At 44.8% G+C, this 18,833-nt stretch carries 18 protein-coding genes and 1 other RNA gene; 9 read left to right on the plus strand and 10 right to left on the minus strand.

The annotated features are described in order from the left end of the window. Positions 1 to 70 precede the first annotated feature (70 nt). The 3 genes from ACE1OE_RS06305 to metK all read right to left on the minus strand — a co-directional run bounded on the left by ACE1OE_RS06305 (position 71) and on the right by metK (position 2,959). Positions 71 to 577: a SprT family zinc-dependent metalloprotease gene (locus ACE1OE_RS06305; RefSeq protein WP_372059158.1), complete on the minus strand. Its 507-nt coding sequence runs from the start codon at positions 575 to 577 to the stop codon at positions 71 to 73. Positions 578 to 644: 67 nt separating this feature from the next. Then, entirely contained in the window at positions 645 to 1,439 is a 795-nt protein-coding gene (locus ACE1OE_RS06310; RefSeq protein ID WP_449210502.1) for a DUF2189 domain-containing protein, read from the minus strand. 365 nt (positions 1,440 to 1,804) lie between these two features. Beyond that, positions 1,805 to 2,959, minus strand: a complete 1,155-nt coding sequence (gene metK / locus ACE1OE_RS06315) for a methionine adenosyltransferase (protein WP_449210503.1) — start codon at positions 2,957 to 2,959, stop codon at positions 1,805 to 1,807. 327 nt (positions 2,960 to 3,286) lie between these two features. Between metK and tkt the strand changes: the two genes are divergently transcribed. The 5 genes from tkt to mscS all read left to right on the plus strand — a co-directional run bounded on the left by tkt (position 3,287) and on the right by mscS (position 10,136). Further along, positions 3,287 to 5,281 carry a transketolase gene (gene tkt / locus ACE1OE_RS06320; RefSeq protein WP_198593144.1) on the plus strand — a complete coding sequence of 665 codons (1,995 nt, stop codon included), beginning with the start codon at positions 3,287 to 3,289 and terminating at the stop codon, positions 5,279 to 5,281. Between the two features lie 168 nt (positions 5,282 to 5,449). After that, positions 5,450 to 6,475: an erythrose-4-phosphate dehydrogenase gene (gene epd, locus ACE1OE_RS06325; RefSeq protein ID WP_449210504.1), complete on the plus strand. Its 1,026-nt coding sequence runs from the start codon at positions 5,450 to 5,452 to the stop codon at positions 6,473 to 6,475. Positions 6,476 to 6,631: 156 nt separating this feature from the next. Continuing rightward, on the plus strand, positions 6,632 to 7,795 hold the full coding sequence (locus ACE1OE_RS06330) for a phosphoglycerate kinase (protein WP_449210505.1): 1,164 nt from the start codon (positions 6,632 to 6,634) through the stop codon (positions 7,793 to 7,795). 135 nt (positions 7,796 to 7,930) lie between these two features. Beyond that, positions 7,931 to 9,007: a class II fructose-bisphosphate aldolase gene (fbaA, locus tag ACE1OE_RS06335; RefSeq protein ID WP_102468246.1), complete on the plus strand. Its 1,077-nt coding sequence runs from the start codon at positions 7,931 to 7,933 to the stop codon at positions 9,005 to 9,007. A 265-nt stretch (positions 9,008 to 9,272) separates the two neighbouring features. Then, positions 9,273 to 10,136, plus strand: coding sequence for a small-conductance mechanosensitive channel MscS (gene mscS / locus ACE1OE_RS06340; protein WP_102468468.1), 864 nt, complete (start codon positions 9,273 to 9,275; stop codon positions 10,134 to 10,136). A gap of 36 nt (positions 10,137 to 10,172) precedes the next feature. Here mscS and ACE1OE_RS06345 read toward each other — a convergent pair whose 3' ends face one another. Together ACE1OE_RS06345 and ACE1OE_RS06350 are read right to left on the minus strand one after the other, a co-directional pair. Beyond that, on the minus strand, positions 10,173 to 10,670 hold the full coding sequence (locus tag ACE1OE_RS06345) for a YbaK/EbsC family protein (protein ID WP_449210506.1): 498 nt from the start codon (positions 10,668 to 10,670) through the stop codon (positions 10,173 to 10,175). Positions 10,671 to 10,674: 4 nt separating this feature from the next. Further along, on the minus strand, positions 10,675 to 11,295 hold the full coding sequence (locus ACE1OE_RS06350; protein ID WP_449210507.1) for a LysE/ArgO family amino acid transporter: 621 nt from the start codon (positions 11,293 to 11,295) through the stop codon (positions 10,675 to 10,677). Positions 11,296 to 11,404: 109 nt separating this feature from the next. Here ACE1OE_RS06350 and ACE1OE_RS06355 point away from each other — a divergent pair, with 109 nt between their 5' ends. Further along, positions 11,405 to 12,301, plus strand: a complete 897-nt coding sequence (locus ACE1OE_RS06355) for a LysR family transcriptional regulator ArgP (protein WP_449210508.1) — start codon at positions 11,405 to 11,407, stop codon at positions 12,299 to 12,301. 230 nt (positions 12,302 to 12,531) lie between these two features. Beyond that, positions 12,532 to 13,227: an oxidative stress defense protein gene (locus tag ACE1OE_RS06360; RefSeq protein ID WP_449210509.1), complete on the plus strand. Its 696-nt coding sequence runs from the start codon at positions 12,532 to 12,534 to the stop codon at positions 13,225 to 13,227. Positions 13,228 to 13,283: 56 nt separating this feature from the next. Here ACE1OE_RS06360 and serA read toward each other — a convergent pair whose 3' ends face one another. The 5 genes from serA to ACE1OE_RS06385 all read right to left on the minus strand — a co-directional run bounded on the left by serA (position 13,284) and on the right by ACE1OE_RS06385 (position 16,735). Then, on the minus strand, positions 13,284 to 14,513 hold the full coding sequence (gene serA, locus ACE1OE_RS06365; RefSeq protein ID WP_372059166.1) for a phosphoglycerate dehydrogenase: 1,230 nt from the start codon (positions 14,511 to 14,513) through the stop codon (positions 13,284 to 13,286). Between the two features lie 240 nt (positions 14,514 to 14,753). Further along, positions 14,754 to 15,410, minus strand: coding sequence for a ribose-5-phosphate isomerase RpiA (rpiA, locus tag ACE1OE_RS06370; protein WP_102468252.1), 657 nt, complete (start codon positions 15,408 to 15,410; stop codon positions 14,754 to 14,756). Positions 15,411 to 15,649: 239 nt separating this feature from the next. Beyond that, complete coding sequence (locus tag ACE1OE_RS06375) at positions 15,650 to 16,237, minus strand: 5-formyltetrahydrofolate cyclo-ligase (RefSeq protein WP_102468469.1); 588 nt, start codon at positions 16,235 to 16,237, stop codon at positions 15,650 to 15,652. Between the two features lie 3 nt (positions 16,238 to 16,240). Continuing rightward, positions 16,241 to 16,424: non-coding RNA, 6S RNA (gene ssrS, locus ACE1OE_RS06380), on the minus strand. 5 nt (positions 16,425 to 16,429) lie between these two features. Continuing rightward, positions 16,430 to 16,735: a cell division protein ZapA gene (locus tag ACE1OE_RS06385; RefSeq protein ID WP_102468253.1), complete on the minus strand. Its 306-nt coding sequence runs from the start codon at positions 16,733 to 16,735 to the stop codon at positions 16,430 to 16,432. A gap of 288 nt (positions 16,736 to 17,023) precedes the next feature. On the opposite strand from ACE1OE_RS06385, the gene ACE1OE_RS06390 reads away from it, so the two are divergent. Together ACE1OE_RS06390 and ubiH are read left to right on the plus strand one after the other, a co-directional pair. After that, positions 17,024 to 17,605 carry a YecA/YgfB family protein gene (locus tag ACE1OE_RS06390; protein ID WP_372059167.1) on the plus strand — a complete coding sequence of 194 codons (582 nt, stop codon included), beginning with the start codon at positions 17,024 to 17,026 and terminating at the stop codon, positions 17,603 to 17,605. A 69-nt stretch (positions 17,606 to 17,674) separates the two neighbouring features. Next, positions 17,675 to 18,829 (plus strand): 2-octaprenyl-6-methoxyphenyl hydroxylase, encoded by a 1,155-nt coding sequence (gene ubiH, locus ACE1OE_RS06395; protein ID WP_449210685.1) that lies wholly within the window; start codon positions 17,675 to 17,677, stop codon positions 18,827 to 18,829. Positions 18,830 to 18,833: the final 4 nt, after the last annotated feature.

The raw sequence follows: 18,833 nt of genomic DNA on the forward strand, positions 1-18,833 counted from the left end.
CTAACTTAATGATTATTAACCGAGGAAGCGGGTAGATTCGCTTGAGTTGAATTTTTATGATGCACAGGGTTTAGCCTTGCTGGCCAGAATAGCGCAGTGCTTCGTGACATTTAGTACATCGATAACTCGCTTGCTGCCGTTGTACTTTATTATGTCTTCGAATCGTTAAAGGGTAGGTACTGCACTGGCAGTGATACTCAAAAACTTTGCCCTGAACAGAAGAGATATCCATTTGGTGGGTTGTCTTTGGAATGACTTTAAACACGTTATGCATGATAGCTTGCCAGTGTTTACCGTGAGGGGGAACACGACCATATAGCTTAAATGCCAGCAGGTGAGCGACTTCATGAGGAATGACTTCCTCAATGAATGCATCTTGATTCTCACTAAAGAGGATGGGATTCAATCGAATCTCCCAGGGTTGCAAATAGGCTTTTCCTGCCGTTTTTCCTTTGAGTTTAAAACTGAGTGATGGGATAGGGAATGTCTGTTGAAAATACTGCTCAGCAACCGATATGCAATGAGCCAGTCGTTTTGATGCTAAGTATTGTAAATCTGTAGATAACGACGGATGCACACCGAAAACCCAATAACGCCCAAAGAGGGCGTTATTGTATTGTAGTCCATGAGTAAATCAAGCAAGGCTAAGGATGGTGGCGCTTCTTTATCACCTCGTGGTACGCATGCCAGGTTCCATAACCAAGGATAGGCATGGTTATCATCATCCCTAAGCCAAAGGTAGCAAACCCGATAAGGATTCCACCACAGATTATAAATGCCCATACCACCATGGCTGGGATATTAGATTTGACGGCATTGAAACTGGTAAACACCGCTGTCATTACATCGACTCTACGCTCCATCATTAAAGGAATCGAGAAGGCTGACAAGCTGAATATAACACTGGCTATCACCAAACCAATCACAGAACCTGTGATAAGAAATGGTGCAAATTCAGTTAACGGAGCGCCTTGAACGGAAGGGTATAGGGCGTGCAGTAGCGCGGCTATTCGCATCCAAAATATCATGGCGACGGCAAGCAATACGGCAAAAGCCCATTGTGAGGTTGAGTTACGGCCAATGGCTTTCATTGAATGAAACAGGCTGGCTTTGTGACCTTTTTCTCTTTCCCAAGCCGCGTCATAAAGCCCAAGCGCAAGGAAAGGGCCAATGAGCATATAGACGACTAGGCTTGGCATGATAACAAGATGGGTACCTTGCCATTGTACAAGCTGAACTATCGCCACGGCGGCGGCGGTAAAACATAGCCCGTAAAATGCGCTAATAACGGGCATTTTTACTAAGTCATGAAGCCCAAGTGCCAGCCAATGAAAAGGCGCAGAAATACTCACTTGGTTACAAGGTATGGTTTTAGCGTAATCTTGATCTTTGACTTCGTCTTTCTTTTGGAAGTCTTCAGTCTGAGCGGTTCGAGGCATATGTCCTCCCTGATTTGACAATCTGGCCTTCGTCTCTGATGTCGGGAAATGAACGATTGTTGTGAGCTTTATCGCTCACGATTTGGCGCAACGTGTTCCCATAATGGAGTCGGGATGCGTGATGATGAGTTCGCGTTATTCTCATTCTGCATCGGTCCTCTTATGGTTAACTATTGACCGAGACGGAAGAAAACACAATTTTTTGCTGGATAGAAAAGACGTGTTACAAGTGTTAAGTTAACAAATTTGCAACAAAGCGGTTGAAATAGTTGAAGTTAATATATTTTACGCTGAAGTAAAAAAGCCCTTATCAAATGATAAGGGCTTTTTAGTCTTTGAGCTTAGTTATAGCGTGGAATTAATCGCTATTTGATGCCAGCGAAATCACGCAGCATTGCTGCTTTGTCAGTCGCTTCCCAAGGGAATTCTTCACGACCGAAGTGACCATAAGCTGCGGTTTGCTTGTAGATAGGTTGAAGCAGGTTCAGCATCTCTTGAAGACCATATGGACGTAGATCGAAGTTCTGACGAACTGCTTCAATGATGATGTCGTGAGCGACTTTCTCAGTACCAAACGTTTCCACCATGATTGACGTAGGATCAGCAACACCAATGGCGTAAGACAGTTGAATCTCACAACGATCTGCCATGCCAGCAGCAACAATGTTTTTCGCTACGTAACGTGCTGCGTATGCGGCACTGCGGTCAACTTTCGATGGATCTTTACCAGAGAATGCACCACCACCGTGACGAGCTGCGCCGCCGTACGTATCAACGATGATCTTACGACCCGTAAGACCACAGTCACCCATAGGGCCGCCGATAACAAAACGACCGGTTGGGTTGATGAAGAAGTTGGTGTCTTTGTTAATCCACTCTGCTGGAAGAACTGGCTTGATGATCTCTTCCATTACCGCTTCACGAAGATCAGGTGTTGTGACTGAATCGCAGTGCTGTGTTGAAAGTACAACCGCATCGATACCAACAATCTTACCTTGGTCGTATTGGAAGGTAACTTGAGATTTCGCATCTGGACGAAGGAAGTCAAGCTTACCGCTCTTACGAACTTCAGCTTGCTTTTTAACAAGTAAGTGAGAGTAAGTAATAGGAGCCGGCATTAGGATTGGCGTTTCGTTAGTTGCGTAACCAAACATGATGCCTTGGTCACCAGCGCCTTGTTCTTTTGGATCAGCTTTATCAACACCTTGGTTGATGTCTGGAGATTGTTTACCAATCGTGTTCAGTACGGCACAAGAATCCGCATCAAAGCCCATATCTGAGTGAACGTAGCCGATTTCGCGAACGGTTTCACGAGTAATCTCTTCGATGTCTACCCACGCTGAGGTCGTGACTTCACCACCAACCATTACCATGCCAGTCTTTACGTAAGTTTCACAAGCAACACGCGCTTTCGGGTCTTGCTCTAAAATTGCGTCAAGTACAGCATCAGAAATTTGGTCAGCAATTTTATCAGGATGTCCTTCTGATACGGATTCAGAAGTGAACAGGTGCTTAGCCATGAGAGCTCCAATTACAGTTAATAAAGCCAGCGATATTGTGCTGGCCTATAAAAAATTCAATGATATTTTGTAGGTGTATCTACATCTAGACGTCTATTTTAATCATCGATGTGTGAGAATCAAGCGATTTTTACTTTTAAGTTATAGCCAAACGTTTGCGTATTTTAAGGCAGATAGGGGTGTAACGTGCAAAAAAACACAGCAAAAGTACTCAAAATATCGGTAAAAAGTTTGCAGAGGTTAGGGGGCTTTGCGACAATGCTTGCCGCTGATTATTGTTCAGCAAGGAATCAACTTGAAATTCGCTTAATGCACTCAGGAGCAGACATGTCGTCTCGTAAAGAATTAGCTAATGCAATCCGCGCGCTTAGCATGGATGGTGTTCAACAAGCCAACTCTGGTCACCCAGGTGCCCCTATGGGTATGGCTGATATCGCCGAAGTACTTTGGCGCTCTCACCTAAATCACAATCCTCAAAACCCGGAATGGGCTGATCGCGACCGTTTTATTTTGTCAAACGGCCACGGCTCAATGCTGATTTATTCTCTGCTTCATCTAAGTGGTTATGAATTATCTATTGACGATCTTAAAAACTTCCGTCAATTGCACTCTAAAACACCAGGTCACCCAGAATACGGCTACGCTCCAGGCATTGAAACGACAACAGGCCCTTTAGGTCAAGGCATCACGAATGCAGTCGGCATGGCAATGGCAGAGAAATCACTGGCTGCGCAATTTAATAAAGAAGGTCATGACATCGTTGATCACTTTACTTACGCGTTCATGGGCGATGGCTGTCTGATGGAAGGCATCTCTCACGAAGCCTGCTCTTTGGCTGGTACTCTTGGTCTTGGTAAGCTGGTTGCTTTCTGGGATGACAACGGTATTTCTATCGATGGTGAGGTGGAAGGTTGGTTCTCTGACGACACGCCTAAGCGTTTTGAAGCCTACGGCTGGCATGTTATCCCTGCCGTTGATGGTCATGACTCTGATGCGATTAACGCGGCAATCATCGCGGCAAAAGCGGATCCTCGCCCAACACTTATTTGTACTAAAACTGTTATTGGTTTTGGTTCACCAAACAAAGCCGGCACGCACGACTGCCACGGTGCACCACTAGGCGCTGATGAAATCGCAGCAACTAAAGCAGCGCTGGGTTGGGAGCACGGTCCTTTTGAAATTCCAGCTGATATCTCGGCACAATGGAATGCAAAAGAAGCGGGCGCAGCAAAAGAAGCGGCGTGGAATGCTAAGTTTGACGCTTACGCAGCTGCTTACCCAGAACTTGCGGCTGAGTTTACTCGTCGTACAAATGGCGAACTGCCAGCTGAGTGGGAAGAAAAAGCATCGGCAATCATTGCTGATCTTCAAGCTAACCCTGCAAACATCGCATCACGTAAAGCGTCACAAAATGCGCTAGAAGCATTTGGTCAAATGCTACCAGAATTTATGGGTGGCTCTGCTGACCTTGCACCTTCTAACCTGACAATGTGGTCTGGTTCTAAGTCGCTAACAGCTGAAGACTTCTCTGGTAACTACATTCATTACGGTGTTCGTGAGTTTGGTATGACTGCGATCATGAACGGTATCGCTTTGCACGGTGGTTTCGTACCATACGGTGCAACATTCCTAATGTTCATGGAATACGCTCGTAACGCGATGCGTATGGCAGCTCTGATGAAAGTTCAGAACATCCAGGTTTACACGCACGACTCTATCGGTCTAGGCGAAGACGGCCCAACTCACCAACCGGTTGAGCAAATTGCTTCGCTACGCCTAACACCAAACATGAGCACATGGCGTCCATGTGACCAAGTGGAATCGGCAGTGGCTTGGAAACTGGCTATTGAACGTAAAGATGGTCCAACATCGCTTATCTTCTCTCGTCAGAACCTAGCACAGCAGGAGCGTAACGCAGAGCAAGTAGCAAACATCGCCAAGGGTGGTTACATCCTGAAAGATTGTGCAGGTAAGCCTGAATTAATTATCATCGCTACTGGCTCTGAAGTTGAACTAGCAGTTGAAGCTGCTGCGCAACTGACTGCTGAAGGCAAAGCGGTACGTGTGGTTTCTATGCCAGCAACGGATGCGTTTGATAAGCAAGATGCGCAGTACCGTGAATCAGTATTGCCATCTGACGTGACCGCTCGTATTGCTGTTGAAGCCGGTATTGCTGACTTCTGGTACAAATATGTTGGCTTTGGTGGCAAGATCATCGGTATGACGACATTTGGTGAGTCTGCACCAGCAGGTGAGCTATTCAAGATGTTTGGCTTTACAACAGAAAACGTTGTGAACACAGCAAAAGAATTACTCGCTTAAGCGATAGGCTGAGTTATTTCATTTTGTTGTAGTAACCGAGCCCTAGTGGCTCGGTTTTTTTATGCTTGGATATTATTCTTGTGTATGTGTGATTAAGTCGGGATGCGAAACTGATGTTGATCAGTTAATATGCTTGCCTTAATTATGTGAACAAAAAGGTGTTGTACGATGCTAAAGGTAGCGATTAATGGCTTTGGGCGTATAGGACGAAATGTACTTCGAGCGATTTATGAAAGCGGCAAAAACGATAAAATTAAAGTCGTCGCAGTCAATGAATTGGCGCAACCTGAAGCAATGGCGCACCTGCTTCAATATGATACGAGTCATGGTCGTTTTGGTAAAAAGATCACTCATGACCAAGAACACCTTTATGTGAACCACCAAGATGGTCAGTTTGATAGTATTCGTATCTTGCATTTAGCGGAAATCAACCTACTTCCTTGGCGAAATCTAGAGGTTGATATTGTACTTGATTGTACGGGTGTGTTCGGGAGTCGTGCAGACGGCCTAGAGCATATCGCGGCAGGTGCGAACAAGGTTTTGTTTTCACATCCTGGCGCGAATGACATAGATAATACGATTATCTATGGTGTCAATCATGATTCTCTTAAACAAGAGCACACGATTGTTTCCAGTGGTTCGTGCACTACGAACTGTATTGTCCCTATAATACAAGTACTTGATGATGCGTTTGGCATTGATTCAGGCACGATTACCACGATCCACTCTTCGATGAATGATCAACCTGTCATCGATGCCTATCATACTGATTTACGCCGAACTAGAGCAGCCAGCCAGTCGATCATTCCTGTTGATACAAAGCTTCATAAGGGTATTGAGAGAATATTTCCGAAATTTTCTAACAAATTTGAAGCGATTTCTGTCCGAGTACCAACAGTTAATGTTACCGCTATGGATCTAAGTGTAACTATAAATACGAATGTGAAAGTTAATGACGTAAATCAAGTCATTATTAACGCTTCTCGGTGTACATTAGACGGCATTGTTGACTATACTGAAGCTCCGCTAGTCTCAATCGACTTTAATCATGACCCACACAGTGCCATTGTTGATGGAACGCAAACGCGAGTCAGTGATGGGCGTCTGGTCAAAATGTTGGTCTGGTGTGATAACGAATGGGGCTTCGCCAATCGGATGCTTGATACGGCATTAGCCATGAAAGCGTCGCAATAGTTTAAGATGCTACTTGAGCTTGGGTAAAATATTAATTTTGAGGGTTGAAATTAATATTGATTAGCTCAATATAAGTAAGCAGTTGATGAATTCATAAACTTGGCAAGATGCCGAGTTTTCAAAAACATTATTTATTTTTAGTTGAGAGGACTAAACATGTCTGTAATCAAGATGACTGACCTGGATCTAGCAGGTAAACGCGTATTTATCCGTGCTGATCTGAACGTTCCTGTAAAAGACGGTAAAGTAACTTCAGATGCTCGTATTCTTGCATCGCTACCTACCATCAAGCTTTGCCTAGAAGCAGGTGCTAAAGTTATGGTGACTTCTCACCTAGGTCGTCCTACTGAAGGCGAGTACGCAGAAGAGTTCTCTCTACTACCTGTTGTAAACTACCTAAACGACGCACTTGACTGTGACGTTAAGCTAGCAAAAGACTACGTGAATGGCCTAGAGCTAAACGCAGGTGAGTTGGTGGTTCTTGAAAACGTTCGCTTTAATAAGGGCGAGAAGAAAAACGAAGAAGCACTTTCTAAGCAGTATGCAGCACTTTGTGACATCTTCGTTATGGATGCATTTGGTACGGCTCACCGTGCTCAAGCGTCAACTCACGGTGTAGGTACTTACGCGCCAATCGCTTGTGCTGGTCCTCTTCTTGCTGCTGAGCTTGAAGCACTAGGCAAAGCAATGGACAACCCTGCTCGTCCACTTGTTGCGATCGTTGGTGGTTCTAAAGTATCGACTAAGCTAACCGTTCTTGAGTCGCTTGCTAAGATTGCTGACCAATTGGTTGTGGGTGGCGGTATCGCTAACACATTCATCGCGGCTGAAGGTCACAACGTAGGTAAGTCTCTATATGAAGCTGACCTTGTTGAGACAGCGAAGAAACTTATGAAAGAATGTGCGATTCCAGTGGCGACTGACGTTGCATGTGCAAAAGCATTTGATGAAAATGCAGAAGCAGAAATCAAGCACGTTTCTGAAGTTCAAGACGACGATATGATCTTCGACCTTGGCCCAGATTCTACTGCGGCACTAGCTGAAATCATTGGCAACGCAAAAACGATTCTTTGGAATGGTCCTGTTGGCGTATTTGAGTTCAAAAACTTTGAAGCAGGTACGGCTGGTATCTCTAAAGCGATTGCTGAATCAGAAGGTTTCTCAGTTGCAGGTGGCGGTGACACGCTAGCGGCAATCGACAAGTTTGGCATTAAAGCTGACGTGTCTTATATTTCAACTGGCGGTGGTGCTTTCCTTGAGTTTGTTGAAGGCAAAGTGTTACCAGCAGTAGCGATGCTTGAAGAGCGCGCAAAAGCATAATTATTTTTAATAAAGCGGGCTTATGGCTCGCTTTTATCTATGCTGCATCGGGTATTTATTTTTGTTACAATGCGCCCGTTGTGAGCAAACGATTGCCATTTTTTATTTAAAACGACACAAAATAGGACTTACTCCATGTCTAAGATCTTCGACTTCGTAAAACCAGGTGTTATCTCTGGCGATGACGTACAGAAAGTTTTTGAAGTAGCAAAAGAAAACAAATTTGCTCTTCCTGCGGTAAACGTAGTAAACACTGATTCTATCAATGGTGTTCTAGAAGCGGCAGCTAAAGTTAAAGCGCCAGTTGTTGTTCAGTTCTCTAACGGCGGTGCGGGTTTCTTTGCTGGTAAAGGCGTGAAACTTGAAGGTCAAGGTGCACAAATCCTTGGTGCTGTAGCGGGTGCAAAATACGTACACGCGGTTGCGGCTACTTACGGCGTTCCTGTGATTCTTCACACTGACCACGCAGCGAAGAAATTGCTACCTTGGATCGACGGACTACTAGACGCTGGTGAAGAGTTCTTCGCAGAAACTGGTAAGCCTCTTTTCTCTTCTCACATGATTGACCTTTCTGAAGAGTCTCTAGAAGAGAACATCGAAATTTCTGGTAAGTACCTAGCTCGCATGGCGAAAATGGGTATGACTCTTGAAATCGAACTAGGTTGTACTGGTGGTGAAGAAGACGGCGTAGATAACTCTGATATGGATGCATCTGAGCTTTACACTTCTCCAGAAGACGTAGCATATGCATACGAGAAACTAACGGCTATCAGCCCACGTTTCACTATCGCAGCTTCTTTCGGTAACGTACATGGTGTTTACCAAGCGGGTAACGTTGTACTAACTCCAACAATCCTACGTGATTCTCAAGCATACTGTGCAGAGAAGTTTGGCATTGCTCCTAATGCACTTAACTTCGTATTCCACGGTGGTTCAGGTTCTTCTGAAGCTGAAATCCAAGAGTCTATCGGCTACGGTGTTATCAAAATGAACATCGATACTGATACTCAGTGGGCAACATGGGACGGTATCCGTACTTACGAAGCTGCAAACCACGATTTCCTACAAGGCCAAATCGGTAACCCAACTGGCGAAGCTGCGCCAAACAAGAAGTACTACGACCCACGCGTATGGCTACGTGCTGGTCAAGCTTCTATGGTTACTCGTCTTGAGAAAGCATTCTCAGACCTTAACGCTATCGACGTACTATAAGTCTAAAATCCTATAAGATTTGACTGATAGACAGCTGAAAAAGCCACTCATTTGAGTGGCTTTTTTTGTATATGATGAAAATAAAGTTAAAGCGTTGAAAAAAACTGGCACAAAGTCACGTGATTGCGTAACCTTTTGTTAAGTAATGTATCTTGAATATAAATATATTCAATGTTGTATGACCAAGGAATGGTTTGGCTAACAAAGCAGTGGTCGCTTGTCAGTCGAGCATAAGATTGAACAATTATTTGATGAGGTGAATAATATGGCTGATGAATCAATGGATTTGCAGACCCCGCTAGTGGATGGTCTTTCTAAAGCAGAGCAGTGGTTAACGAACAACTCAGATCTACTCGTACAATATGGTGTTAACATCATTTCTGCGCTTTTGATTTTGTTTATTGGTAACCTATTTGTAAAAGCGATTGCAAACAGCGTATCCAAGGTCCTGCAGAAGAAAAAGATGGACCGGGCTGTCGTTGAGTTCATGCATGGCATTGTTCGCTACACATTATTTGTTATTGTTCTGATTGCGGCGCTAAGTCGAGTTGGAGTGCAAACTGCATCCGTTGTTGCGGTGATTGGTGCGGCAGGTTTAGCGATTGGTTTAGCGCTGCAAGGCTCGCTGTCTAACTTCGCAGCTGGTGTGTTGATTGTTGCGTTCCGTCCATTCAAATCTGGTGATTATGTTGAGATTGGTGGTGTTGCGGGTTCTGTCGATGCAATCCAGATTTTTCAAACGATTTTGACAACACCAGACAACAAAATGGTTGTCGTTCCTAATGCCTCAGTGATTGGTTCACCCATCACCAACTATTCTCGTCACGCGACACGTCGTATTGACCACGTGATTGGTGTTTCGTATGGCGCAGACCTTAAAAAAACACAAGAGGTCATTCGCAAAACGCTTGAGTCTGATGAGCGCATACTTAAAGAGCCAGGCATTACGGTCGGTGTGGTTGCATTGGCTGATTCGTCAGTAAACTTTGTTGTTCGCCCTTGGGTTCGTACTGAACAATACTGGGATGTGTACTTTGATTCGCTACAAGCTATTAAAGAAGCATTGGACGCTGAGGGTATTGAGATTCCATTCCCTCAGATGGATGTACACCTGAATAAAGCTGACTAACACGCTTTGTGGGCGTGATTAGAATAAGGTGAAGCATTACGCTTCACCTTTTTTTATGAGTAGAATTTCGTTTGGCAATTGGCTTAGCAGTAACCTCAGGTTCTCGCCGGATAATCCGAATGTCCATTCTGGTAGCCCAGGGGTGTACAAGATTTCTATTGCACTGAACAGTGCACTATCAACGATAATAGTAATATCTTCAGGGAGACCGATGGGGCAAACAGCGCCGGGCACACACCCTATTTGTTGTGTCATTTCATCGCTACTGCAAATCGACGTTCTTTTACCAAGCACTTCTTTTAATGCTACTTTATCTAACCGGCTGTCTTTATCGGTGAGGTACAGCGCATAACCCCCACCTTTCTTTTTTAAGAAGAGGCTTTTACTGTGGGTGCCTGTCCACCCTAATTGCTTCGCGATCCGTTCATCGGTAGCAAAATCTAAGATAGGTTCATGTTGCCACTGTTGGTAAGGGATCGCTAACGTGCTCAGCATCGTGGTGTTGGTAAGGTAAATCTCTTGAGTCTTATTCATCTTGTTACTTCATGAGCCCATTGGTGAGTAGAATTGCGATGAAAAACATCATCGCCGCTACCGCTAAGTCGATGCTTTTTTTAACCGCAGGCTTAGACAGCGTCGGACCGAGTTTTGCCGCGCCGATCGATAACGAGTAAAACCATACAAATGAAGCCATCACCGTACCTAAGGCAAACCCGATTCGATCTTGACCTTCAAATTGTCCCCCAATGGAGCCAAGAATAACAACAGTATCAAGGTATAAATGTGGGTTGAGTACGGTAACAGCGAGTGCTCCGAGTACGACGGTACGTTTACCTTTTGATATTACTTCATTCTTCGATTCGTTATCTGGACGAGCTTTTAGAGCGCTTTTTAAAGAAAGTAGGCCATAGCCAGTAAGAAACAAGATGCCGCCTATCGTTACAGAGGTAAGTAACCACTCACTTTGTGAAAGGATCGCCCCTCCACCAAATATGCCAAGAGAAATAAATATGGCGTCTAAAAAGCTACAGACCGTTGCTGTCGTGAGATGATGATTACGCTTAATCCCTTGATTCAATACAAAGGCGTTTTGAGCGCCGATTGGGATAATCATTGTCGCACCTAAACCAAAACCTTGAAGAAGCACCCAAAAATTCACTTTATTTCCTACTTAACTCAATTAAAGAGAGCGAGAGAATAGTGTTTTTACTATCATTAGTTAAATTAATAATATTAATGCAATATTAGAATTGCTAATTAGGTGTGTAATGCGTGGTCTTGATTACAAATGGATAGAAGCGTTGGATGCGATTGTCGAACAACGAAGCTTTGAGAGGGCGGCTGAGCACCTGTACATATCCCAGTCCGCCGTCTCTCAACGAGTAAAACAACTCGAAAAGTGGTTAGCACAACCAGTACTAGTGAGAGAGCAACCACCACGACCGACAGCGGTAGGAAAGAAACTACTTGGTCTGTATCGGCGAGTTCGTTTACTAGAACAAGAGTTGGTGCCGGAGCTCACCGACGATGTGGGAGGTAAGCCTTTGTCTGTCTCTCTTGCAACCAACGCCGATAGTTTGGCGACGTGGTTATTGCCGAGTTTATTTCCATTGATCGAGTCGAAACGTATTGAGCTGGATCTTATTGTTGATGATGAAGGGCGGACGATTGAAAAGCTAAAAAACGGCGAGGTCGTTGGAGCGATCAGCTTAGAGTCTCAATCTATTCCAGGGTGCGTGGCGGATTACTTAGGTAGAGTGGATTATCTTTGCGTTGCAAGCCCGAGTTTTATTAAGCGTTACTTTAGCCACGGTGTGAATCGAGAAGCCTTAATCAAGGCACCAGCAGTGGCATTCGATCAGCACGATAAGATGCATCAGCATTTTGTTAATCAACATTTTAGCATTATGCCTGGCAGTATATTAAAGCACACGGTACGCAGCTCTGAAGCCTTTGTGAAGCTAGCCGTGGCTGGGGTGGCATATTGTCTGATTCCTAAGTTGCAGATCCAAGATGAATTGGAGAGTGGAGCCTTGATAGAGCTCACACCAAATGTCGAGTTATCACATCGTATTTATTGGCACCATTGGCAGCTAGAAAGTGGTGTGCTTGGCGAGCTCTCTCAGGCAATTACGAATTATGCCCACGAGTACCTGCCTCAATGAGGCCGTTCGTCGGTGCTATTTAGAAATACTGCATGGTTTAAAAGTACAGCGCTATTAAGAAAAAGAGTGTGATAGGGACGGTTGATTGATCAATAAAGGTAAGATCACAAGGCGAGCGCAAGTAGTGAGAAACGTCATAATACTGTCAGGTTCCTTTTTCCACGGAACCTATAGGCATTCCATGTGCCTAATATTGAATAATAAACCCTTGGTTAAATGAGGAACATATAATGAAATCAACGTTGACGGTTTGCGCCTTGGCAGCCAGCTTAGTTACATTGCCGAGTTTTGCGAGTCAAATGGCATTCCCCCACATTATGACAACAGGGTATGGCCAAGTGGAGGCAACGCCTGATATGGCGGAGTTTTCGGTAAAAGTTGTCCAGTCGCAATTAAATGCTGATCAGGCCAAGGAAGATGTGGATTCGGTAGTGGATACTTTTTTGGCGAAGTTGGCAGATGCTGGTGTGAGTAAAGATGATATTAAGAGTTCAAACTTGTATCTGACACCTCAATATCAATACCCGGATAAAAGCCAGCCAGAGCTCGTTGGTTATCGAGCGTCTAGGACAGTGACCGTTCAGGTTATGGAGATTGAAAAACTGAACGATTGTCTGGATACGGCATTAGCGTCGGGAATTAACCAAGTTGATAATATTCGCTTAAAAGTGAAAGATGAAAGCCAATATCAGGAAAAAGCTCGGCTCGCTGCGATTCAAGATGCACAGCAAAAAGCACAGTCATTAGCAAAAGGCTTTGCTCAGCAGTTAGGGCAAGTATGGCAGATTACTTATAAGCAACCGCAGAATCAGCCTGTCGTGATGCGAAGCATGATGATGGACAGTAAATCAGAATCAAATAGTTATCAGGACTCAGTGATCACGATTCGTGACCGGGTTGATGTGGTTTATAAAATGTCTAAATAAAAAAATGCCCTTGCTTAACAAGGGCATTTTTATTCAGCATCAAGGTGTTGTTGACGTTAGTGAAGAATTCGAGCGCGCAATGTGCCTTCAATCTGCTTCAACTGGGCTAGCGCTTCTTCTGAGCGAGCCGTTTCTACATCAATCACCACATAACCAATATCTGCAGCCGTTTGCAGGTACTGACCAGCAATATTAATACCTTCTTGAGCGAAGATGGTATTAATTTGCGTCAGGATGCCAGGTCGGTTTTGGTGGATGTGCAATAAGCGTGAACACTCGCGATGTTCCGGAAGTGACACTTCTGGGAAGTTTACACTAGACAGTGTTGAACCATTGTCTGAGTACTTAGCCAGTTTGCCAGCCACTTCAACGCCGATGTTCTCTTGCGCTTCTTGTGTTGAACCTCCAACGTGAGGAGTCAGAATCACATTATCGAACTTCATCAACGGTGATTCAAACGGGTCTGCATTCGTTTTTGGTTCTTCCGGGAAGACATCGATAGCGGCACCAGAAAGATGGCCAGCTTCGAGTGTTGCACAGAGCGCTGGAATATCCACAACTGTGCCGCGGGCAGCATTAATGAAAATAGCCCCTGGCTTCATGCGAGCAAACTCAGCTTCACCCATGATGTTTTTAGTTTCTGGTGTTTCTGGTACGTGTAATGAAATGACATCACACTTATTCAGAAGGTCCGTCATGTTGTGGACTTGAGTGGCATTTCCAAGGGAGAGCTTATTCTCGATATCGTAAAAATAAACACGCATACCAAGGTTTTCAGCAATAATACCTAGCTGAGTACCGATATGACCATAACCAATAATACCCAAGCGTTTACCACGGGCTTCATTTGAGCTATCAGCACTTTTTTTCCAAATGCCACGATGAGCAAGCGCATTTTTCTCTGGAATACCACGAAGTAGCAGAAGGGTTTGACCCAGCACCAATTCCGCAACGCTTCGAGTATTCGAAAATGGCGCGTTAAATACCGGCACACCGCGTTCAGCGGCAGCTTTTAGATCAACTTGGTTCGTACCAATACAAAAACAACCGATAGCAACCAGCTTCTCGGCGGCGTTAATGACTTCAGCTGACAGGTTGGTGCGAGAGCGAATACCAATAAAGTGTGCATCTTTTACGGCTTCTAATAGCTCATCTTCTGGAAGTGAACCTTTGTGATAGGTGATATTGGTATATCCAGCGGCTTGTAAAACTTCAACAGAAGAAGGGTGCAGGCCTTCAAGCAGGAGGATTTTTATTTTGTCTTTATTCAGTGAAACTCTGGCCATTTAACTCGTCCTTAAAATGGAAATGGGGCAATCGCGCGCACAGTTGACAGCGAGAACTTCAAGGAGGGAGCTTCTTACTGCTTAGGCAAACGTTTTCCTTGTGCGTCTTCTAACCAATAAAGTAACAAATAATTTTCTATTTGGGTAAGAAAATTACGGAATAAGGAATAATTTTCTTATAGATAAGGAGAAAAAACGGCACTGGATGTGCCGTTTGTAATCAAATGACGTAAAATCGAATTAGTCTTCGATTTTTGCACCTTCCGGTGTCCCGGTAATGACGACATCCGCGCCGCGGTGGGCGAAGAGCCCAACGGTAACCACACCAGCAAGGGCGTTTATCTTGTCTTCCATGTCTTTAGGATCGGTGATTTTCATCCCGTAGACATCAAGAATCATATTTCCGTTATCAGTAATTACACCCTCACGGTACGCTGGGTCACCGCCTAGTTTTACTAATTCACGAGCGACGTACGAACGAGCCATCGGAATCACTTCCACTGGAAGTGGGAATTCACCGAGTACATCTACCGCTTTGGTACCGTCGACAATACAAATGAATTTTTTAGAGATGGCAGCCACAATTTTTTCGCGAGTTAAGGCTGCGCCACCACCTTTGATCATGTCTCTTGCTGGATTGATTTCATCCGCACCATCTACATATACATCAAGCATCGAGACGTCATTGCACTCAAAAATCTCAATACCTAGTGCTTCTAGCTTCTCAGTTGAAGCAATAGAGCTAGACACAGCGCCTTTGATATCATCTTTGATCGAGCCCAAAGCATCGATAAAGTGATTCACGGTAGAACCTGTACCCACGCCGACAATACTGCCTTCTTCTACGTATTTAAGAGCGGCCCAGCCAGCTGCTTTTTTCATCTCGTCTTGAGTCATGCTTGAAATTCCAGTTAGAAAGTTAGGGTGAAAATGCGGGCAAATTATATATCAAAATGAGAGTGATTTGCGCTTAAAATCGAGCAAACTCAAAAAAAAGCAACGTTTAGCAATCGGTTGCTCTGTTGGTCTGAGATGTGATGTTTTCCGATACTTACAAGCAATACCGTCGATGGGAAGGTGAAACCTTGATGACGAGAAGCCAATAGGCTATCAATAGTAGGATTAACCGGTTGCGCTTACCAACGCCAGATCCGCTCTGGTGTCATGATGGTCCGTAACGGAATATCCCAAGATTCACTAGGAACCGCCGCAACTTTTTGGCAATTATGTGCCAAACCAATGGCTTGAGGCCCACGTCGATTATCTTGCCATGGCGCTAGTGTGCGATCGTAATAACCGCCGCCCATCCCTAATCGGTTTCCCTGCTCATCAAACGCAACCAAAGGGGTAAAAATGATATCGAGTTGTCGTACAGGGCAAATGCTACGTTGGTCGAGCTGAGGCTCTAGGATATTGTATTGGTTATGGATAAGCGGTGTCGTTGGGGTGTAACGAAGAAAAAGTAGTTGGCCTTTCGAAAATGGGTGAATGACAGGTAGGTAGACTTCGATGCCTTGTTGCCAAAGCCATTCAATAAGGGGTTGAGTACTTAGCTCACCATCAGCCGATAGGTATAGGGCGATACGTTTAGCATCAGTTAACTCGTTGAGGGATTGGTATTGCTGCAAAAGTTGCTGAGCAAACCTGACTTGTTTGCTGTGCGGAATAGCCCGACGAAGGCGTCGGATGTCCGTGCGTATATGTTGTCGAGTACTGACAGACATAAGGAATACCCCAAAGTGCCGTTGAAGATTGTGGCCCTTGAACCTGCTGGTTCAAGGCGGATCAGCAAAGTTAACCGTAGGCTTCTCGGTACGAGCCGAGCTTGCTCAATAGTCATCAAATACTAACCCTTAAGGATTGCTTATCGGCTCAGGGACTTAAATCCTCTGACAAACACCCCAGGGTAAATGAGTTTACTGTCCTTGTTTTACATTACTAATGGCATCATCAAGTGATGCCGCGAGCTGTTCCATTCGCTCGGTAAGATGAGAGGTATTTTGTTGCACCTCGTCACTTTTTGTATTCAGCTCGTAGGACATGTTAAGTGCTGCGATGGTGAGCAACTTTAGCTCATTCGTCACTTTAGTCCGTTGAGTCATTTCTTGCAATCGGATATCAAGGTCTTTTGCCGCTTGGATCAAGGTTTCTTCTTGACCTGCTGGGCAATTTACCCGCGTCAATTTGCCTAGTATTTCCACTTCGACTGCTTGATTTTCCATAATGACAAGAACTCTTTTGGTTATCACCAACAAAGGTAATCTGAGGAGGAAACTATAGGTAAACGCTCATTAAGATTCAAGCTTTTCTGATGACTCAATGCTAAATGCGTGTTTAATCACACAGGAAATCGACAATTCGAACAAAAGCTACCCAGAAACGAGGTGAATGCCATTTTCGCTCGCGGTGGGAAGTGATAGCATTACCCATCAAATTAAGATAGCTCCTACGTCAATCACGACGTCGATACGTTGTAAAGGAGCATCACCAAAGAATAGATGAGAGCCACTATGACCGATACCACATTGCCAAATTACATTACTGTCGCGACTGAATTGCAGCAGGCTGGACTCTCGGTTAGCCCTGCAGAGTTGCATGGATTATTGGTCGGGATGTTGAGCGGTGGGTTAGGCCTAAATGATGATAGTTGGCAGCCATTGATATTTGATTACACCAATGATGGGATGGGTTGGCCGGTTTCTGCTATTGCTCGTGCTAAAACCATATTAACGCACGCAATAGATGAGCTGACGGAAGAGAATAGCTTTGAATTGTCGCTTTTTATTCCAGATGAGGACGTTGATGCCACTTTGATTGAAAAGGCGGATGGACTGAGTGAGTGGGTGAATCATTTCATTTCTGGCCTTGGTTTAGTGAGTACTCAACTCAATAAAGCATCAGAACAAAGTAAAGAAGCACTGGGTGACCTAGAAGAGATTGCCAAGTTGGGTGTTGATGAAGACGATGATCTTGAAGAGCAGGCACAATTGTTCGAACAGGTGATCGAACATGTGAAAGCCTGTGTATTAATTCTACATGCTGAATTTGGTGTAAAGCCGACGAAACAAGCGGATGCTCCAACGATCCATTAATCTTTCGCTATTATTTGAAGAGATCACCTCGTGTCGAGACTGTATGATATTGTGATTGCTGGCGGCGCAATGGCAGGGGCAACCCTAGCGATGGCGTTAGACCATTGTAGCCACCATTCGTTGAACATCGCTATTGTAGAGCCATATCAAGCGGAACATAAAGCCCACCCTGGTTTTGATGCCCGCTCCATTGCGCTCTCTTATGGCACCGTTGCCATTCTTAAGCATTACCACCTTTGGCCTCTTATAAAGGATCATGCCACACCGATTACCCATATTCATGTCTCTGACCAAGGTCATGCTGGTATGACCGATTTCTATGCCGAAAAAGAAGGCCTAGAAGCGATGGGCTATGTGGTTGAACTGGCGGAAATTGGTCGTCGCTTCAATCAACATTTGACACAACGTCATCAGATTGATGTTTTTTGTCCGTATTCAGTCGAAGCTATCCAGCGAGAGCAAGACATTGCCAAGGTGATACTATCTTCAGCCGATGGAAAGCAAACGGTGCTGCAATCCAAGCTTGTGATCGCTGCAGATGGGGCGGAGTCAGTAAGTTGCCGCTCGGTTAGGCTGGAACAACAGAGCGTTGATTTTAATCAGACTGCCATCATTGCTAATGTTGTGACGAGCGAGTTGCATCAAGGGCGTGCCTTTGAGCGTTTTACCGCCAAGGGACCACTTGCCTTGTTGCCAATGACCCAAAGCCGCAGCTCATTGGTGTGGTGCATGCCGCCTGAAGACGCTCAGCAGGTGTTGACGCTGTCTCAGTCTGAGTTCTTGAAAAAACTACAACATGCCTTTGGGTGGCGTTTAGGGCAATTTACAAAAGTGGGCAGCATTGCGCACTATCCGTTGTCTTTGCGCTACCGAGAATCGATTGCCTCTCATCGATTCGCTGCTGTAGGTAATGCCGCGCAGACGCTTCATCCTATTGCGGGACAAGGGTTTAATTTAGGTATTCGCGACATTGCGACTTTGGTTGATTCATTGCTCGAGAACACCAAAGATGTGGGGGATTACGCTAATCTTATTAGATACCAAAGACAGCGAGAGCAAGATAGAAAGATGACGATAGGGATGACATCAAATCTTGTCCAAGTTTTTTCAAATGATTTATTAGCGTTTCGGCTGGGACGTAATATTGGGTTAGGTATCTTAGATACGTTTCCTCTTATCAAGTCACCGCTTTTCAATCGAGCGCTTGGCGTCGTGAATAGGTAGCACA

Source organism: Vibrio sp. E150_011 (assembly GCF_053544015.1).